Annotated in this window: 12 protein-coding genes; 5 read left to right on the forward strand and 7 right to left on the reverse strand. The window is 63.8% G+C overall.

The features are described from left to right. Positions 1-47: 47 nt before the first annotated feature. From IZV00_RS17640 to IZV00_RS17650, 4 genes are read right to left on the reverse strand one after another with little or no spacing between them, the layout of a single operon-like run. Complete coding sequence (locus tag IZV00_RS17640) at positions 48-932, reverse strand: ribose-phosphate diphosphokinase (RefSeq protein ID WP_196226916.1); 885 nt, start codon at positions 930-932, stop codon at positions 48-50. After that, entirely contained in the window at positions 929-2,359 is a 1,431-nt protein-coding gene (locus IZV00_RS17645; RefSeq protein ID WP_230463480.1) for a thymidine phosphorylase family protein, read from the reverse strand. The genes IZV00_RS17640 and IZV00_RS17645 overlap by 4 nt, the downstream gene beginning before the upstream one ends. Further along, on the reverse strand, positions 2,253-3,131 hold the full coding sequence (locus tag IZV00_RS21260) for an NAD(P)H-dependent oxidoreductase (RefSeq protein WP_230463407.1): 879 nt from the start codon (positions 3,129-3,131) through the stop codon (positions 2,253-2,255). Before IZV00_RS21260 ends, IZV00_RS17645 begins: the two co-directional genes overlap by 107 nt. 14 nt (positions 3,132-3,145) lie before the next feature. Further along, positions 3,146-4,735 carry an MBL fold metallo-hydrolase gene (locus IZV00_RS17650; RefSeq protein WP_268934788.1) on the reverse strand — a complete coding sequence of 530 codons (1,590 nt, stop codon included), beginning with the start codon at positions 4,733-4,735 and terminating at the stop codon, positions 3,146-3,148. A gap of 157 nt (positions 4,736-4,892) precedes the next feature. Between IZV00_RS17650 and ppsA the strand changes: the two genes are divergently transcribed. Together ppsA and IZV00_RS17660 are read left to right on the forward strand one after the other, a co-directional pair. Beyond that, positions 4,893-7,325, forward strand: coding sequence for a phosphoenolpyruvate synthase (ppsA, locus tag IZV00_RS17655; protein ID WP_196227505.1), 2,433 nt, complete (start codon positions 4,893-4,895; stop codon positions 7,323-7,325). Between the two features lie 52 nt (positions 7,326-7,377). After that, positions 7,378-9,930, forward strand: coding sequence for a cation-translocating P-type ATPase (locus IZV00_RS17660; protein ID WP_196227506.1), 2,553 nt, complete (start codon positions 7,378-7,380; stop codon positions 9,928-9,930). A gap of 11 nt (positions 9,931-9,941) precedes the next feature. On the opposite strand, the gene IZV00_RS17665 is transcribed toward IZV00_RS17660, so the two are convergent. Genes IZV00_RS17665 through IZV00_RS17675 form a run of 3 tightly spaced genes read right to left on the reverse strand, consistent with a single transcriptional unit; the run spans position 9,942 to position 12,286 of the window. Further along, positions 9,942-10,250 carry an alkylphosphonate utilization protein gene (locus IZV00_RS17665; protein ID WP_196226918.1) on the reverse strand — a complete coding sequence of 103 codons (309 nt, stop codon included), beginning with the start codon at positions 10,248-10,250 and terminating at the stop codon, positions 9,942-9,944. A 22-nt stretch (positions 10,251-10,272) separates the two neighbouring features. Next, positions 10,273-11,979, reverse strand: a complete 1,707-nt coding sequence (locus IZV00_RS17670; protein WP_196226919.1) for a SulP family inorganic anion transporter — start codon at positions 11,977-11,979, stop codon at positions 10,273-10,275. Further along, complete coding sequence (locus tag IZV00_RS17675) at positions 11,969-12,286, reverse strand: helix-turn-helix domain-containing protein (RefSeq protein ID WP_196226920.1); 318 nt, start codon at positions 12,284-12,286, stop codon at positions 11,969-11,971. Before IZV00_RS17675 ends, IZV00_RS17670 begins: the two co-directional genes overlap by 11 nt. A gap of 407 nt (positions 12,287-12,693) precedes the next feature. Here IZV00_RS17675 and IZV00_RS17680 point away from each other — a divergent pair, with 407 nt between their 5' ends. The 3 genes from IZV00_RS17680 to IZV00_RS17690 are packed head-to-tail and all read left to right on the forward strand — an operon-like array spanning position 12,694 to position 18,531. After that, positions 12,694-15,780: a CHAT domain-containing protein gene (locus IZV00_RS17680; protein ID WP_230463408.1), complete on the forward strand. Its 3,087-nt coding sequence runs from the start codon at positions 12,694-12,696 to the stop codon at positions 15,778-15,780. A gap of 5 nt (positions 15,781-15,785) precedes the next feature. Continuing rightward, the gene (locus tag IZV00_RS17685) at positions 15,786-17,828 is read left to right on the forward strand and encodes an adenylate/guanylate cyclase domain-containing protein (protein ID WP_196226921.1); all 2,043 of its coding nucleotides are present in this window, start codon (positions 15,786-15,788) and stop codon (positions 17,826-17,828) included. After that, positions 17,815-18,531 carry a hypothetical protein gene (locus IZV00_RS17690; RefSeq protein WP_196226922.1) on the forward strand — a complete coding sequence of 239 codons (717 nt, stop codon included), beginning with the start codon at positions 17,815-17,817 and terminating at the stop codon, positions 18,529-18,531. The genes IZV00_RS17685 and IZV00_RS17690 overlap by 14 nt, the downstream gene beginning before the upstream one ends. The last annotated feature ends 49 nt before the right edge of the window (positions 18,532-18,580 follow it).

Genomic DNA, 18,580 nt, shown 5'->3' on the forward strand with positions numbered 1-18,580 from the left:
GCAGATGATGCCGTCTGCTGGCTCGGAAAATGCGGGAAACAGAAGACTTAGACCAGCCCGTTGTCGCGCAACGCGGCGCCGATCAGGGGCGCGAGATGGGCCTTGTTCGTAGGTCCATCAATACTGTCGCTGCTGAAGATGGGTGCGATGCCCTCTGCCTTCATGATCGCAAGATCATCGGCGCTCGCCAGGCAATGTGTCACGATCGCTTCAACCGATGTCGCGCCTGTGTCGTGCAGAAGCCGCGCCGCCTCGATCAACGTCCGCCCGCTGGCAATCATGTCGTCCACCAATAGGGCACGGCGGCCACGAACCTTTTCGATATCGGGGATGGCAAGCCTGACCTGCCTGTCGCCCAGCCTTTGCTTGGTCGCCACCAGCGTGCTGAGGCCCAGCGGTGCTGCGATAGCTTCGGTCCACTGACGGGATTCACTGTCCGGCCCGATGATGACGGGATCATCCCGCGCGTCGATCAGGGTAGCGAGAAGCGGCGCGGCAGATAGGCTGATCGCAGGAATGCCGGGAATGACCTCGCTCAGGGCGGCTATGCGATGGAGATGAGGGTCGACCGTCACCAGCCCGTCGAAATGGTCGGCTATCAGGCCGCCGATGACTTTCTGGCTGACGGCTTCTCCGGCGCGGAAGGCTTTGTCCTGCCGCATATAGGCAAGGTAGGGCGCGACCAGGATGACGCGTTCCGCGCCCTGATCGCGCGCCGCTGAGGCCGCCAGCAAAAGTTCGATGATCTTGTGGTCGGGATCGTTGAGGGAGCGATAGAAAATGGCGGTTTGGGCGGGTGTCGGTACACGGATCAGGCATTCCCGGTCGGGAAATCGGTGGACCTCGACGGCGATCGTCGGCGCGTCCAACAGTGACCCCAGCCTGCGGGCCGGTGCTATACCATCATCGAACGCGAAAAGCACCGCGCTCATCGAGCGACCTCATATCCTGAATCTTCCATCGCCAGATCGCGCGCGAAGCCAAGGCCGGTTCGCGACTGGGCATGGATACGGTAAAGCGCTTGCCCTTTGCGGACATCGCTGCCCACCTTGTGCAGCAGATCGATGCCCGCGCCCTTGTCCATCGGCGCACCGGCAAGCCGGGCGATGCGTGCGATGCGATGGCAATCAATCGCCTGCACTCGTCCGTCATGGGGGGCCTGAATCTCGTGAACATGCTCGCCCGGCGCATATTTGGCCGCCTGCCGCCCCTGCGCAGCGATCAGCCGTTCCATCGCCGCAAGTGCTTCGCCCGAGGCGAGCAGTTCCATCGCCCGTGCATAGCCTCTGCCACCTCGCAGCGCGGGATCGAAATCGAGCACTCGTCCGGCCAGAAACAGGGCATGTTCGCGAAGGTCCTGTGGAGCATCGCCGTCGTTGCGCAGCACAGCCATGACATCGCGTGCCTCAAGCACCGGGCCGACGCCGCGCCCGACAGGCTGCGATCCGTCCGTGGTCACGATATCGATCACGAGACCGATCTTGTCGGCGACATGTTCGAACAGCTTGCGCAGCCGGACTGCATCATCCTGTGTACGGACCTTCGCGGTTGGGCCGACGGGTATGTCGAGCACCAGATGCGTGGAACCCGCCGCCAGTTTCTTGGACAGGATGGACGCGACCATCTGGTCGAACGTGTCGATCCGCAAGGGCCGCTCCACAGAGATCAGCACATCGTCCGCTGGCGACAGGTTCACCCGGCCGCCCCACGCCAGCACCGCCTTTTCCCGGGCGACGATAGCCCGCATGTCCGCCTCGCATATATCGACATTGGCGAGCACTTCCATCGTGTCGGCCGTGCCGGATGGGGAGGTGATCGCGCGTGACGAGGTTTTGGGCATGATGAGGCCGTGGGCCGCCACGATCGGTACGACGATCATCGATGTGCGGTTGCCCGGAATGCCGCCGATGCAGTGCTTGTCCACCACGAGCGGGGCTTTCCAGTCGAAACGGTTGCCGACATCGGCCATTGCGCGGGTGACCGCCAGCGTTTCCTGCGTGCTCATGAAGCTGGCGCAGGCGACCAGAAAAGCGCCGATTTCCATAGGCGAGTAGCGATGCGCGGCGATGTCCCGGATGATGGCTGAAATCTCGTCATCCTGCAGGGTGTCGCCGTCGATCTTGCGACGGACAAATTCCAGGCTGGCCGGGGGCATTGCCTGTGCGATCGCCACGGGCGAACCTTCGGGCAGGCCGAGCCGCCTGAACGCCTGCTCGCCCAGGCCAATTTCTCCCGGGTCCAGCAGGGCCGACTCATCGACGAGCGCCAGCGTCGCGAGGATTTCGGCACTGTCCCCGCTGACCCGTATCTTGCGCAGCGCCTGAAATTGCTCCGCAGAATAGCCGTTGCTTTGGCGCAGGAGAAAGGCGGTGTTTTCCGGATAAGTGTCGATCGCCAGACGCTTGATCGTCAGCATGGCCTGCCCACCTCATGTCGTTGCCGTTCGCCCATCGGGAATTTTCAGCTTCCGTCGCTCGTGCGCGGGGCAGGGGCGTTCCAAAAAGTTCCTCGGCCACGCGCGCACAGATGCTGGCGGCGCGGTCGCGGACCCGCTGGAGTTGGCCCTCGAAAAAGGCGGCATCCGCGCTCTCTATCACGTCCCCAATATGCAGCGCCTCGGATGATTGCATCGCAAAGGCGCGAAAGAGGTAGGTGCCCGAAAGCGCGCGAAGCGCCTCTGTCTGACCCTGGGCGTCAAGCCAGTCCTCTGAAGCCCCAGAGGTCGTGATAGCGCAGAGATGACCTTTGCCGAGCAGTCCTTCACCTGACTTGTCCTGAACCTGACGCACAGTCGTTCCCGCGCCCAGAACGCGATCGATATAGCCGACAAGCATGGCTGGCGGCATACCGAACCAGATCGGAAAGACGAAGACGACCACATTGGCGCCGCGCAATATGTCCAGTTCCGCCGTGACATCGGGAGACAGGTGGTAGCCCTTGCGATCAGGCCGCTCGCCATTCTTCAGCACCGGGTCAAAATTCATGGCGTACAGGTCGCGCAGGATAGACTGTTGCCCCGCAGCCTCCACAGCCTGGCAATAGGCATGGGCGATGGCGGCGTTGAAGCTGTGGGGATCGGGGTGCGCGAGCACCACTGCATGCCGGATATCAGAAGGCGCAGCACGGGGCATCGGAACCTCCATCTTCACTTATGGCGATGTCTCGCCTCCTCATATTCATCAAGTATGCGCCGCATTTGAGCGAGGGCCTGGCGGCGTGCCCGCTCGTTCCTGATGCGGCCGAGATGCTGTTTGAGATGGGTGATAAAGTCGGCATAATCATTCTGCCAATCCGGCCCGCTCAGCTGTTCCATGTCCACGCGGCCTGTCTGGATGCGCTTCGCCTGCGTTCCCGGCTCAAGCGCGTAGACCTCGCCGATCTGCGGCGCGATGATATTTGTGGCGGGATCGTCTGCCTGAACTAGGGTCCGCAACGCTGCCACCGCTTCGGGTTCGCCATGATCCAGGAAAAGGCTGCCGGTTATCGGTCGGCGCGCGCTGATCCAGCTGTGCAGTTCGTCGCGGTCGGCATGGGCGGAATAGCTGTCGATCCGCCGGATGCGCGCGCGTACGTTAACGTCCTCGCCGGAAATACGCACACGCTGCGCGCCGTCGAGCAGGACCCGGCCAAGCGTGCCCTTCGCCTGGAAACCCACGAACAGGACCGTCGATTCCCGCCGGAAGAGATTATGCTTCAGATGATGGCGGATGCGGCCTGCCTCGCACATGCCCGATGCCGCCATGATGATCGCGCCCGACATGGTGTTGAGCCGAACGGATTCCGCGACATCCTCGACATAATGGATCGAGGGGTGACGGAAAATATCTTCGCCGCCCGTGTCCTCCAGCTCCGAGGCATGAGCTGCGAACACCTTGGTCGCCCGGCTCGCGAGCGGCGAGTCCACGAAGATCGGGACGTTGGGAATCCGGTTCGCATCGGCCAGCTTGGCAAGGTCGAGGAGCATTTCCTGCGTCCGCTCGAGCGCAAAGCTGGGGATCACGAGGTTGCCGCCGCGGCTCAAGGCATCCTTGATCTCGGCCTCAAGTTGACTGCGGCGCTGCTCGATCGTGAATTTTTCCCGCGCGCGATCGCCATAGGTCGCTTCGCAGACGACATGATCGACGCCGGTCGGCGCTTGCGGGTCGGGATGGAAGGCTTTGTTGATCGGCCCGAGGTCTCCCGACATCAGCAGGCGCACGCCCGCTGCCTCGATTTCCACGGACGCCGCGCCCAATATGTGCCCCGCATTCCAGAAGCGGGCGCGAAATCCGGGCGCCGGATCGAACCAGTCGCTCAGCGACACTGGACGACTGAGCCGCCAGGCGTCCAGCGCATCTTCTTCGGTGTAGAGGGGCACAAACAGGTTCTCGCCCGCGCGGTCGCGGCGTCGGTTACGGCGGTCCGCCTCGCTTTCCTGAATCCTGCCAGCATCCGCCAGCATATATTCCAGCAGGTCAGACGTCGCGGGCGTGCACCATATTGACCCCTTGTAACCCTGCGCTGCCATTTTGGGCAAAAGACCGCAATGATCGATATGGGCATGGGTCAGCACGACGGCGTCGATCTTGGCGGGGTCGAAGCTGAAGGCGCCGTGGTTCAAGGTTTCAAGCGTGCGTGATCCCTGGAACAGCCCGCAGTCGACAAGGATGGCTCGATCGCCCAGCCGCAATTCCATGCAAGAGCCCGTGACCGTGCCTGCCGCGCCGTGGAATGTCAGAGTCAACGCTGAGCTCACGCGAACTTCTCCCACTCATCTTTTTCCCGATCATAACTCAATAGGCCAAAGAAGGAGAGAGGCAGTCCGTAGTTATACGGATGAGGCGGTCCCCATGCCTGTCATCCGTATCATTCCCAATGTTCCTGATGGCATGGCCCCTGCAAACTCCCGCCCCATGACCACCGAAACGCTAGCTGCGCCCCCGCCCGTCAAGGATGACGTGATCGTCTGGTTCGATGCGCTCGGACGCGCTGATGTCGGGCGCGTGGGTGGCAAGAACGCCTCTCTTGGCGAGATGGTCGCCATACTCGGCAAGGCGGGCGTGCAGGTTCCACCGGGCTTTGCAACAACGGCGTGGGCCTATTGGGTGCTCATCGACCATAACCGCATTGGGGATCGACTCGCTGCCATCGTGGCGCAGTATCGGAAGGGGACGATGCCGCTTCATGAAGCGGGCGAGGCAGCCCGCCGCCTGTTTCTGGATGCGGAACTGCCGCCGCAGATCGCCGAACCCATTATCTCTGCTTATCGCGATTTATCGCGCAATGCCTGCAAGCATGAAGTCGCTGTCGCGGTGCGATCCAGCGCGACAGCAGAGGACCTGCCGGACGCCAGTTTCGCAGGACAACAGGAAAGCTTCTTGAATGTCGTTGGCGATCGCGCCTTGCTCGACGCATGTCGGCGTTGTTACGCCTCCCTCTTCACCGACCGGGCGATTGCCTACCGCGAGGCCAAGGGTTTCGACCATCTGCGGATCGCGCTTTCCATCGGCATCCAGATCATGGTGCGATCCGATCTGGCAGGGTCGGGCGTCATGTTCTCGATCGACACGGAAACCGGATTTCCGCGCGTCGCGGTCATCAGCGCGGCCTGGGGCCTGGGCGAGACCGTGGTGCAGGGCCGCGTCGATCCCGACAGCTATCTGGTGTTCAAGCCTTTCCTTTCGGACGGGCGACTGAAGCCGATCGTGGAAAAGCGGATCGGTGCCAAGGCGCAGAAGCTGGTCTACGCGACGGGCGGCAGCGCGCGTACCGAACTGGTCGGTTGCAGCCGTCACGAGCGCGAGCATTATGTCCTGGAAGACGAGGAGATACTGGAACTGGCGCGCTGGGCCGTGCTGATCGAGCAGCATTATGGCTGCGCGATGGACATGGAATGGGCCAAGGATGGAGAGAGCGGCAAGCTCTTCATCGTGCAGGCGCGACCGGAAACCGTGCATGGCACGCGATCCGCCACAGCGCTCAAAACCTGGCGGCTGACGGCCAAGGCGCCCGCGCCGCTCGCCACGGGCGCAGCTGTCGGCGACGCGATCGCTGCCGGGTCGGCCTGCATCATTCGCAGCACCGATGACATAGCGAGCTTTGTCGACGGCGCCATCCTCGTCACAGACAACACCGACCCTGATTGGGTGCCCGTTATGCGGCGCGCGGCGGGCATCGTCACCGATCATGGCGGCCCGACCAGCCATGCGGCTATTGTCAGCCGCGAACTGGGCGTCCCTGCGGTTGTCGGCACCGGCGACGCCACGATCCGCATCGCGGCGGGCCAGGACATAACGCTCTCCTGCGCCGAAGGCGACCGGGGTCAGGTCTATCCCGGCCGATTGCCCTTCACAGGCGAAGAGGTCGATACGGCCAGCCTGCCTGCGACGCGGACGCAGTTGATGCTGAACGTCGCCAGTCCCGCCAAAGCCTTCCGCTGGTGGCGGCTTCCATCTCATGGCGTAGGCCTGGCCCGGATGGAATTCGTCATCAGCAATCTCATTCGTGTGCATCCGATGGCGCTTGCCCACCCCGATCAGGTGTCGGACATGGCCGAGCGTCGTGAGATTGAAAGCCTGACCCGCCGCTATGCGCATCCGCGCGATTATTTCATCGAAACTTTGGGTCGGGGCATCGGGAAAATCGCCGCCGCGCACCATCCGCATCCTGTGATCGTGCGTCTATCCGACTTCAAGACCAATGAATATGCCCATCTGCTGGGCGGCGCCGCGTTCGAGCCGCATGAAGAAAATCCCATGCTCGGTTTCCGGGGGGCGTCGCGCTATTATCATGAACGGTATCGCGACGGCTTCGCACTCGAATGCCGCGCCATCCGCTTCGTCCGGGAAACGATCGGCTTTGAAAATGTCATCGTCATGATCCCCTTCTGCCGGACGCTGGCCGAAGCGGACAAGGTCATCACCGAAATGTCGCGGCATGGGCTGATGCGCGGCGAGCGAGGGTTGCAACTCTACATGATGGCGGAAATCCCGGCCAATGTGGTCCTCGCTGAACAATTTGCCGCCCGTTTCGATGGCTTTTCGATCGGCTCTAATGATCTGACGCAACTCGTCCTTGGCGTCGATCGCGATTCCGATCTGCTCGCCCCGCTGTTCGACGAGCGCGACCCTGCGGTAATGCAGATGATCGCAGATCTCATCGCGCGCGCGCGAAAGACGGGCGTCAAGGTGGGAATATGCGGACAGGCGCCAAGCAACTATCCCGAATTCGCAGAATTCCTCGTGTGCGAGGGCATCGATAGCATCTCTCTCAACCCCGACAGCTTCGTGGCGACCCTGAAGACTGTTGCCCTAGCGGAGGCCAGGCAGAAATCTCCGGTTGCATGATGTCAGGTGCAGCATCTTATAGGTGCAGGTCGACCATGGGGAGATAGCCGTAATGATGGCGGGTGGGCAGGAAAGCCTTGTCGGCCTCTCCGCGTCACAGGCGCGCGAGCGGCTGGCGGAGGATGGCCCCAACGAATTGCCCCGGCCAAACCGACGGACACCCCTGCGCATCACGATGGAGGTGCTGCGGGAGCCGATGTTTGCCATGCTGCTCGCGGCGGGCACGGTCTATCTGCTGCTCGGCGACCGCACCGAGGCGCTGATCCTGCTCGGCTTTGCTGGCTTGTCGATCATCATCACGATCGTGCAGGAGGCGCGCACCGAACGCACGCTGGAGGCACTGCGAGACCTTTCGGCACCGCGCGCCCTGGTGGTTCGTGACGGCGAAACCCTGCGCATCCCCGGTCGGGAAGTCGTGAATGGCGACATTCTGGTGTTGGAAGCGGGGGACCGGATCGCGGCGGATGCGCTGGTGGTCGAGGCCCGGGAGCTTGAGGCAGACGAGTCGCTGCTGACCGGCGAGGCTGTGCCAGTCCGAAAGCGGCCTGGGCTCGCCGGGGATGCTGAACGGGCGGAGCCGGGGGGCGACGATACCCCTCATCTCTTTTCGGGAGCGATCGTGACGCACGGCGGGGGCATCGCACGGGTGACGGCTACCGGCACGCACAGCCGCATTGGCCAGATCGGACGGTTCCTCGAAACATTGGAGACAGAGGCTCCGCATCTTCACAAGGAAACCACCCGAATGGTCAGCCTGTGCGCGGTCGGCGGTGTCGCCGTCGCGCTGCTGGTTGTCCTGCTGTACGGATGGCTGAGGGGCGACTGGATGGCCGCGCTGCTGGCCGGGATCGCGACGGCAATGTCGTTGCTGCCCGAAGAGTTTCCGGTGGTCCTCACCATATTCCTTGCCATGGGCGCGTGGCGTATCGCGCAGGTCGGCGTGCTCACTCGGCGGGCTTCCGCGATAGAGGCTCTGGGCGCCGCCACGGTCCTGTGTACGGACAAGACCGGGACGCTGACCCAGAACCGGATGACGGTCACTGAATTGTGGCTGCCGTCAGGTGAGGCGGCGGTTCTTGGCGAGGGATTACCGCAAGCGCAATTCCATGACCTGATCAGCGCGGCCGCCTTGGCGAGCGCACCCGTGCCGGTCGATCCGATGGAGGTGGCATTCCACACCGCTGCTCGGGATGTGCGGGTTCCCGCCCGCGAAGACTGGCTCCTGGTCCACACCAATGGTCTTCAGCCCGACCTCCTGGCAATGTCCAATGTCTGGCGGCCCGCGAACGCCGGGGAACCATTGCTTGTTGCGGCGAAGGGCGCACCCGAAGCGATCGCGCGTCTGTGTCGGCTGGACGAAGGGGCTCGTTCGGCCCTTGAGCAGGCGGTTCAGGTCATGGCGGCTCGCGGGATGCGCGTTCTGGGCGTGGCTTCTGCCAATATCGCGGAGCCAAATGTCGGGATAGGGCATGAAGCGCACGAGTTCAGTCTTCTCGGGCTGATCGGCTTGTCGGACCCGCTGCGGGCGGGGGTTCCGGAAGCCGTCGCCCAATGCCACACTGCCGGAATCCGGGTGGTCATGATCACCGGCGACTATCCCGCCACCGCGCAGGCTATTGCGCTACAGGCGGGGATTGGCGCAGGCGCGCTCATGACCGGCGGCGACGTCGCGACAATGTCCGACGCGGAGCTTTGCGCACGGGTGAAAGACGTGGCTATTTTCGCGCGCACCATGCCGGAACAGAAGTTGCGAATTGTCTCGGCGCTCAAAGCGGCGGGGGAAGTGGTCGCCATGACCGGCGACGGTGTCAACGACGCACCGGCGCTAAAGGCCGCCCATATCGGCATCGCCATGGGCAAGCGCGGCACGGACGTAGCACGGGAGGCTGCGGCCATCGTCCTGGTTGAGGATGATTTCGGTGCCATCGTCGTCGCCATTCGGCTTGGCCGCCGCATCTATGACAATATCCGCAAGGCCATAGGCTTCATCTTCGCGGTCCATGTGCCGATCGCGGGGCTTGCCGTTTCCCCACTTCTGCTGGACCTTCCGCTGGTGCTGGGGCCAATCCAGATAGCCCTACTCGAAATGATCATCGATCCGGTTTGCGCGCTCGTTTTCGAAGCCGAACGGGAAGAAAACCGTATCATGCGCAGGCCACCGCGCAATCCGGACGAACGCCTCTTTTCCGGGCGTCTCGTCCTGCCTAGCATCGCTTATGGCGGCATTGCCTTCGCGCTGCTCCTCGCTCTCCATGTCTGCGCAACCGTCTGGGGCTATGACCCTGGCCGCGTGCGAGCGCTCCTCTTCTTCGGGCTGGTGGTGTCCATCATGGCGTTGGTGCTGGTCAATCGGTCCTTTAGTACATCCCTGACGAGCGCCGTCTGGCGACACAATGTTTCGCTGCGCTATGTCGCGCTGCTCGTCCTTTTGGCTTGTGCACTGATATTCATGCTGGAACCCCTGCGTCAGGTTCTGGACTTTGCTCCGTTGAAGCTGACGGATCTAGCCCTCCTGATCCTCATACCAGCCTGCGTTCTCCTACTGTGCGAACTGCTCAAGGGGCGCATGGGATGGAGCGCACGTCGCGCCGCGCGCGCGGATTGACCTGCCGCCAATCAATGTTTGCGCACAAACTCGGCTCGCAGAACCAGGCCTTTGATGCCCTCATAGCGGCAGTCGATTTCCTGTGGATCGCCGGTCAGCCTGATCGACTTGATCACGGTGCCCTTGCGCAGCGTCTGCCCGGCGCCCTTCACCTTCAGGTCCTTTATCGTGATGACGCTGTCGCCGTCCGCCAGAAGGTTACCGGCGGAATCATGCACTTCAACCCGGTCTGCGAACTGCTCCTTGGCCGCAGCCTCCGCCGCGGAGATCCACTCGCCCGAAGCTTCGTCATATACATATTCGTCGTTTGTATCGGTCATTTCAAATCCCTGGTACTGTTGGTTAGTTGAGCCGCTGGGCCGCGGAAGTTGGTGCGAGAATGATCGCCTTTGCGAGGCGGAGGGCATCGGGAAAATCATCGCTGAATATGACGCGCCGGTCCGCCGGTCCCAGCGATACCCGTTTGAGCATCGCCATGGGTTGTGGCTGGACGCCTGAAACTATGATTTGCGTCCCGGCGGATGCCGCTTGCCGGACGATTTCCTCGATCGCCGTCACGCCGCTTGCATCCAGCAGGGGCACCTGCCGCAGCCGAAGGATGATGACCTTCGGCGTGGGGCCGACCCGCCGCAGCGTATCAAGCAATTCATTCGCGACGCCAAAGAAGACCGGTCCATCGACACGGAACACCTCCACACCCGGCGGAAGCGCATCGCGCTGGTGGATGTCCTCCCCTTCTTCCGACGGCGGCGTTCCATTGCCGCTGTCGTTTGCAATCTCCACCGTGCGGCTCATGCGCATCATGAACAGCAGCGAGGCCAGCGTCACGCCTACGCCGATCGCCACCGTGAGATCGACCAGAACAGTGAGGCCGAAGGTCAGCAGCAACAGGCCCCGGTCGCCATTGGGCATCCGCAGCAACTGGATGAAGCGATGATGTTCGCTCATGCCCCAGGCGACCATGAACAGGATGGCGGCGAGTGCTGCCAGCGGCACGAACGCCATGAGATCCGAGGCGAACAGGATGAACAGCAACAGGAACAGCGCATGCATCATGCCTGCGATGGGCGTGATGGCGCCCGCCTTGATGTTGGTCGCCGTGCGGGCGATGGCACCCGTCGCTGGCAGGCCACCGAACAATGCGGACGCGACGTTCGCGACGCCCTGACCGACAAGCTCCTGATTGGATCGATGCCTTGATCCGATCATGCCATCGGCCACGACCGCAGACAGAAGTGCCTCGATTCCCGCCAGAAACGCAATCGTGAAGGCAGAGGGGACGACCGCCTGAAGCTTGGCAAGAGAGAAATCGGGCAAAGCGGGTACAGGAATTCCGGTGGGCAGGTTCGGAAAGCGCGATCCGATCGTTTCCACCGGCAGCTGGAGCAGCGCCGCCAACGCTGCTGCCAATATGACCGCGATCAGGAATCCAGGCGCCCGTGGCGCCCATTTGCGCAGGGCGATGATCAGCGCCAGCGATCCGGCGCCAATCGCCAGGCTCAATATCTGGATGCTGCCCAGCGCAGAGAAATAGGCCTGCCATTTGGGGATGAAATCGGCAGGGACACCGCCGTCTATCCGCAGGCCTAGAAAATCCTTCACCTGGCTCGACGCGATAATGACGGCGATGCCTGCGGTGAAGCCGGTGACGACGGGTTGGGGAATGAAGCGGACGAGACTGCCCAGACCCGAATATCCAGCAATGATCAGCATCAGCCCAGCCATCAGCGTCGCCAGGAGCAGCCCGTCATAGCCATGCTGTGCGATGACGCCGAAAACGACGACGACAAAGGCGCCGGTCGGCCCACCGACCTGAACCCGCGACCCCCCGAGCGCCGAAATCAGGAAACCGGCTATAACGGCTGTGATGAGCCCCTTGTCAGGAGACGCTCCACTCGCGATCGCCAGCGCCATGGCAAGGGGCAGGGCGACAATCGCGACCGTGAGCCCGGCAATGCAATCGCGCCGCAGGCGATCGGCCGAATAGCCCTCGCGCAGGACCGTGATCAGCTTGGGCGTGAATGCGAGAAGCCGCGCGTTACGATCCATCGTCTTGGGCCGTCTGATCGAATAGCACGGAGGGCACGCGCCGGGGTTGCTGGCCGGACGCTGTTTCCCTCATGCGGACACCGCGTCCCGCGCCGCTACTCGGGGCATTCTCGCCGATAATCTCGATCCCTGCCGCTTCGAGCGCGCTGATCACCTTTACCAATGTATCAACGACGCTTCGCACCTGCCCATCGGACGCTTCCATGCGCTGAATCGTCGGCAGCGACACGCTAGCCAAAGCGGCCAACTGGCGCTGATCGATTCCGAGCAATGCTCGCGCGGCCCGCATCTGCTGAGAGGTGATCATTGACCCTCAAATGATGTATAAAACGTCAAATTACAATCTTTGAACATATATATGCAATGCGACAGGCCAAATCCAGATTTCTTTTATCGGATTTGTCGGAGTGGCGACAGCCGACCCAATGTCGCATTGCCGTCAAACTGAATAGTCCTGACGACTGTCGTCCTTACGCACCAGTTTCGTCCGCATCAGTTTCTCGCGCGGGAGGAGGAGCAACCCGAAGCCTCACCTCCCACGAATGCCGGTTTAAACGCCGCATCGGATCGGCGCGACACCCCTCTTTTACCTTGCGGCAAGCTGGGGCGGCGCTATGAAGAGCGCGCTGGATCGCGCCATAGGGGGCTTGCACGGACAGATCCGGCGAGGCTGGGGGGATAGCCTTGGGCGCTATAGGAAATTTCTGTCGAATCTTGGTTGGGCTGGGCGCTTTGGGCCTGTCATCCGCGCTGGCCGCGCAACCGCAGCTCGACCGGCCGTTGTTGCAGGACAGCTTTCGCATCGGCAGTGGCGGCGGAGCGCTCTGTCAGGCGCAGAGCGTCAATGGCGATCCGGCAAGCCGTACTATGTTCGATCGCGCCTGGGCCGTTGTATGTCGTGACGCCGCGCGTCCGGTAGGCCGCATCTATGCGCTCCGGCGGAGCGGGGCCGATAACGAAGCGGCGCTGCTTGAAAGACTGTCGGCATCGCGCCGATCTCCCGTGAACTGCGGCGCGCCGGGCGGCATGACCTTGCCCGATATTGGTGCGGTAACAGTCCGCAATTGCTCCAGCGAAGCGGGCGCTTACCGCATCCTGTCCGTCGAACGGGGCAAGACGCTGTATGTGACGCAGGGCTTCGCGCCCTATGACACGGTCCTGGACCTTGGCCTGCGCACCGTCGCCTTGGGTCGCATCGTGCCGGGCAAGATCGACATCGTCGCGACTGGCGGCAGCAACGCAGCGGCTTTCGCCCGGATGCAGGCGGCGACCCTCGATCCCCAGACGGTGATGGCGGAGGGCTATCGCCGTAACGCCTCGGGCAACTATGCCGAGGCCGCGGAATTTTTCGACAGCCTGACCGATCGCCTCGCCCGTGATCCCGATACGAAAGCCTTAAGCCCCGCCGAACGGGCGAACCGACAACATGAATATCTCGTGAACCACGGTTTGCAATTGTCCAACCTTGGCCTGTTCGATCAGGCCGATGCAGCCTTTACCCAGACTCGCGTCGTGCCGACGGCAGATGCTGTCCAGCTCCGCCTGCGCCGTAATTTCGAAGCCGTGCATCACCTCAATCAGCGCGATCTTCAGGGCGCGCTCGCCTTGCTCGACCAGTCGTTGGAAGGCGGGATGGCGCTTGTCGCTGGCACTGATGGCGCAGTGACCTTGCCAAGCGACGTGGCGGCGGAATTGAGCAGCGGCTCGCCGGAAACGCGGGCACTGGGCGTACGGCAGGATACAGCGCTCACGCCCGGCGAGCGGGCGGCCATACTCGATGCGCAAGCACAGCAGTTGCGCGGCACCATCTTGCGCCTGTCGGGCAAGCCTCGAGAGGCGCGCACCGTGCTCACCCAGGCGCTCAACGACGTGCAGCGGGTGCGCGATGGCCGTGTGACCTCGATCACCCGGCTACGCGCGCAACTGCTGGGCGAGATCGCGCTGACGCACGAAGCGGAACAGGATTATGGCGGTGCCGAGGCGCGGCTCAATCAGGCCGTCAGCCTGATCGCATCGCAATATCCCGAAACGATGGCCCTCAACGGCGCGCGTGCCCGGCTGGGCGCGTTCCTCGTGCGGCGCGGGCGTACTGATGAGGCGTTGAAGACCTATCGCGCGATCATGACGTCCACCGTGGCCAATCGTGGCACGCTGACGGCGATGGCGAACCAGTTGCAGCCCTATTTCACGCTGCTCACGTCCGAAATGCCCCGGCGCCCGGAACTCGCGGCGGACCTGTTCGAAGCGTCGCAATTGCTGGTGCGTCCCGGTGCGGCCGAGACGCTGGAATTGCTGAGCCGCGAATTGTCCGCGGGCGACGGAGAGGCCGCGCGCCTGTTCCGCCAGTCGACATCTCTCGCGCGCGATATAGAGCGTGGCCGGATCGCGATCGCCCAATTGCGTGAAGCGGGCAAGGGCGACAGCGCGACCCAGGATGAGATCGCGCGGCGGCAGGCAGAGATCGACGCGCTGGCGACCGATCAGGCAGCGACGCTGACGGCACTGGCCGCCTATCCCCAATATCGCGCCGTCAGTCCGCAGGCGCTGACCCTAGGCGAAATGCGCGGAACGTTGAAAGCGGGGGAGGGCTATTACAAGCTCGCGCAGCTTGGCGATGCGCTCTACGCCCTGTGGATAGACGGGCAGGGGGCAACAGGCTTCCGCTCGCCGGTCAGCGCTGGCGAAGTGGCGCGCAAGGTCGCGGCGCTGCGCGAAACGATTTCGACCGATGTCGCTGGTGTGCAATCCACCTATGCGCTTGACCTGCCGGTGGCGCGCAGCCTCTATCTCGACCTGTTCGGCCCGATCGATGAGCGGCTGAAGGCCGCGCGCCATCTGATTTTCGAGCCGGACGGCGCGATGCTGCAACTGCCGGTTAACCTGCTGGTCGCCAGTCAGCCGGGCGTCGATGCCTATGCTGCGCGGCTGGAGAAGGGCGGCGACGAGTTCGACTTTCGTGGTGTCGACTGGCTCGGTCGCGACCATGCGGTAAGCACCGCCTTGTCGGCCCGCGCTTTCCGCGACGCCCGGCTGACGCCGCCCTCGGGCGCACCGCAAAGCTATATCGGCTTTGGCGATAATGCGCCGATTGCCGGACCAAGGCTGGCCGCCCTGACGCGTGGCGCGTTGCCCGGTCAGGCTGACGATTGCAGCTGGTCGCCTGCCCAGTGGAGTCACCCCATTCCGGCGGACGAGTTGCGTCAGGCGGCGCAGGCGGTTGGAACATCGGGCAGCGAACTCGTCACCGGCGCGGCCTTCACCGATGAGGCGGTCAAGGCGCGCAATGACCTCAACCACTTCCGTATCCTGCATTTCGCCACCCACGGCCTTGTCACGCCGCCGCGCGCAGGGTGCCCGGCCCGCCCAGCCTTGCTGACCAGCTTTGCGCCCAAAGCCGGTTCGGACGGCCTGCTGCAATTTGGCGAAATCTTCGACCTGCGGCTGGATGCGGACCTTGTCATCTTGTCGGCCTGCGACACGGCAGGGGCGGCCGGTGCCGAAACGACCCGTGCGGCGGGCTTGTCCGGCGGCGGCGGAGCGCTCGATGGTTTGGTGCGCGCATTCATCGGCGCGGGCGGCCGTTCCATCATCGCGAGCCATTGGCCCGCTCCCGAAGAATATCGCGCGACCGAACGGCTGATGGCCGGGCTGTTCGCGGCGGCTCCCGACCAACCAGTGGCTGAGGCGCTGCGTTCGGCCCAGATTCAGCTGATGGACGATGCGGACACGTCGCACCCCTTCTACTGGTCCGGCTTTGCCGTCATAGGCGATGGCGCCCGTCCGTTGATCGCCCGGCGCTGATCCCGATGGCGGCGCGGGGCCTTTTGCGCCGGGGCGCGCGCGTCATGCAGGACGCGGGGCGATGGCGGCTTGCCGGGACGGTGCTGTTATTGCTGCTGGCGCTGTTCGTCGCGGGGTGGAACTGGACCAAGCCATTGGGCGCCGCCGGTTCAGAGCGGGAGATGCCGACCGCCGATGCGGAGCGCGGCCTGTATGATTGGCGCGCGGCCACTTTCGCGCCCCGTGTCGAGCAGGACAAGCGCATCCTGATGGTCGTCTATGATGACCAGACGTTGATCGCCACGCGTAAACGCTCGCCACTGGACCGCGGCCTTTTGGCGCGGGCGCTGCGCAATCTGGACAGGATGGGCGCCACCTCCATTGGCATCGATATATTGTTCGATCAACCGCAGGATGAAGACGCGCAGCTGTTGTCGGCGTTGCATGCAATGCGCACGCCGGTCTGGCTCGGCTATGCCAATTTCGGCGACAACCGCGAACAGATCATCTTCGAACAGCAGCAATATCTGGACCGGTTCATCGCTCAGGCGCGGACCTCCAGGGTCAGGCCCGCGAGCATCCGCCTGGAAACGGATTCCGACAATGTTGCGCGCAGCTGGCCAAAACCCGTGCCGGGCCAGCCACCGCTGCTGTCGCTGGCGATGCATCCGTCGGCGCCCTTTGCGCATTATGGCGGCGCCATCCGTTTCCGCATGCCACGGCCCCAAGCGGACGGATCGGAAGAACCCGTGATCCCGAGCCTTCAGATCGACCTGCTCGCCGACCCTTCCATGGCCGCGGCTCTGGCGCCGATGGTGCGCGGTCGGCATGTGCTGATCGGCGGCGACATCGTCGATATCGATCAGTTCGAAACGCCGCTGTCCGGACGGCAGGCGAAATCGACGATGATCGGGCTGGAAGTGCATGCCACGATGCTCGCGCAACTGCTCGATCGCGCTCTGTTGCCTGCGGTCCCCGGCTGGGCATTGTGGATCGCGGCGGCGCTGATCATACTGGCCGCAGCGCTGACAAGCCTCGCGGATTTGCGGTGGTTCTGGCTGGTGCCCGCGCTTGGACTTCAGGCCGTGGCGATAGCGGGCTTGCCGCTTTGGTTGCAGGCGAGCGGCTGGGATACCAAGGGGCTGCCTGCCGCCGGGTGGGCGCTGGGCTGGGTCGTCACCTTTGCGGCAGTCAGCGCCGCAGCAAGGGCGGTCAATTCGCAACAGCGCCGCTTCGCGCAGGCGGCGCTGGGCAAATATCTGCCCCGCGATATCGCCGCGCAGATATTGGCGGAACCGGAGAAGCTGGCGCTGCATGGCGAAAAGCGGCCCATCTTCACCCTCTTCACCGATCTGGAGGGCTTCACCAAACTCAGCCACTCAATCGCCCCGGAAATGGTGGCGCAGTTGCTGAACCGCTATCTCGACATGTTGAGCGACGTCGTGCTGGCTCATGGCGGGACCATCGACAAATTCGTCGGCGATGCGGTCGTCGCATTCTGGGGCGCGCCGATCGCGCGAGAGGATGACGGGCGCAATGCCGCGCTAGCCGCCTATGCCATGTGGCAGGCGGGCGAGGCGTTCCGGCAAGACCTGCCGCCCGGCGTCCCGCCGATCGGCCGAACGCGGGTGGGGTTGCACCATGGTGATGCGATCGTCGGGAATTTCGGCGGCGAAGGGCGCATTCAATATACGGCTCTGGGCGACAGCATGAACACGGCGGCGCGGTTGGAAGCGGCGAACAAGGCGCTGGAAACGTCGGTGCTGGTTTCGCGAGAAGCGATGGAGCGGTCAGGCCTCGACTGGTGGCGGCCGATGGGCCGGGTCCGCCTTCGCGGTCGGTCGACGCCGGTCGACCTGTTTGAACCAGCACCGGATTTCGCGACCGCCGATCGCGCTCGGCTGAGCGCCGCGCTTGCCGCCTACGACACCGAAGATGCGGCGAAGCGGGCGACGGGGCTGGCCGATCTCAAAGCAGTGGCGCAAGAGCATCCGGATGATGCGGCTCTCGCCAATCTCGTGTATCGCTATGAATATATTGGGGACGGAGGAACTTATGGTCTGGGCTAAGGGGGCGGTGGCGCTCGGGATGGCGGTGGCCGTGGGCGCGGGGACGCCTGCATGGGCCGACAGCCTGGTGGTGCGGTCTTCGGGGCCCTCAGCAGGCAGCTATGCGCCGGGCAAGAAGCTGGCGGATGGCGGGGCACTGCTGCTCAAGGCGGGGGACGTTGTGACGTTGCTCGATGCGAAGGGCACGCGTACGCTGCGTGGACCGGGCCGTTTCAACGTGACGGCGGCGGCGACAGTGCCCGCTTCCAACGTGACCATGGCCGCGCTGCTCGATACGAAAAGGGTTCGCCGGGCGCGCACCGGGGCCGTGCGCGGCGCCTTGGGAGACGCGCCAGCGGTCGCGAAGCGGCCCAATCTGTGGCTGGTCGATATTGCGCAGCCGGGGCCGCTATGCGTGTCCGATCCCGCCGCCGTGCGCCTGTGGCGTGCCGATGCCAAAAAATCAGCAACCGTCCGCATCAGCGGCGGTGGCGCGCAGGGTATGGCCAGCTTCGCCGCTGGGGAGGCAATGGCGGCATGGCCCGCAACGCTCCCCGTCAAGGATGGCGCAACCTATCGGGTGGATGCCGATGGGCGTTCCACCGACATTCGCTTCGCACTGCTGGGAGCGCCCACTGGCGGAATCGACAACACGGCATCCGCGCTGATCGCGCACGGGTGCCAGGCGCAGCTTGATCTGCTGATCGATACGGCGGCACGCTAGGGACTTGATAAGCCGACGGGCGGCAGGCAGAGCGCCTTCCCCGGACGGT

This window comes from Sphingobium sp. Cam5-1 (assembly GCF_015693305.1).
Classification (GTDB): domain Bacteria; phylum Pseudomonadota; class Alphaproteobacteria; order Sphingomonadales; family Sphingomonadaceae; genus Sphingobium.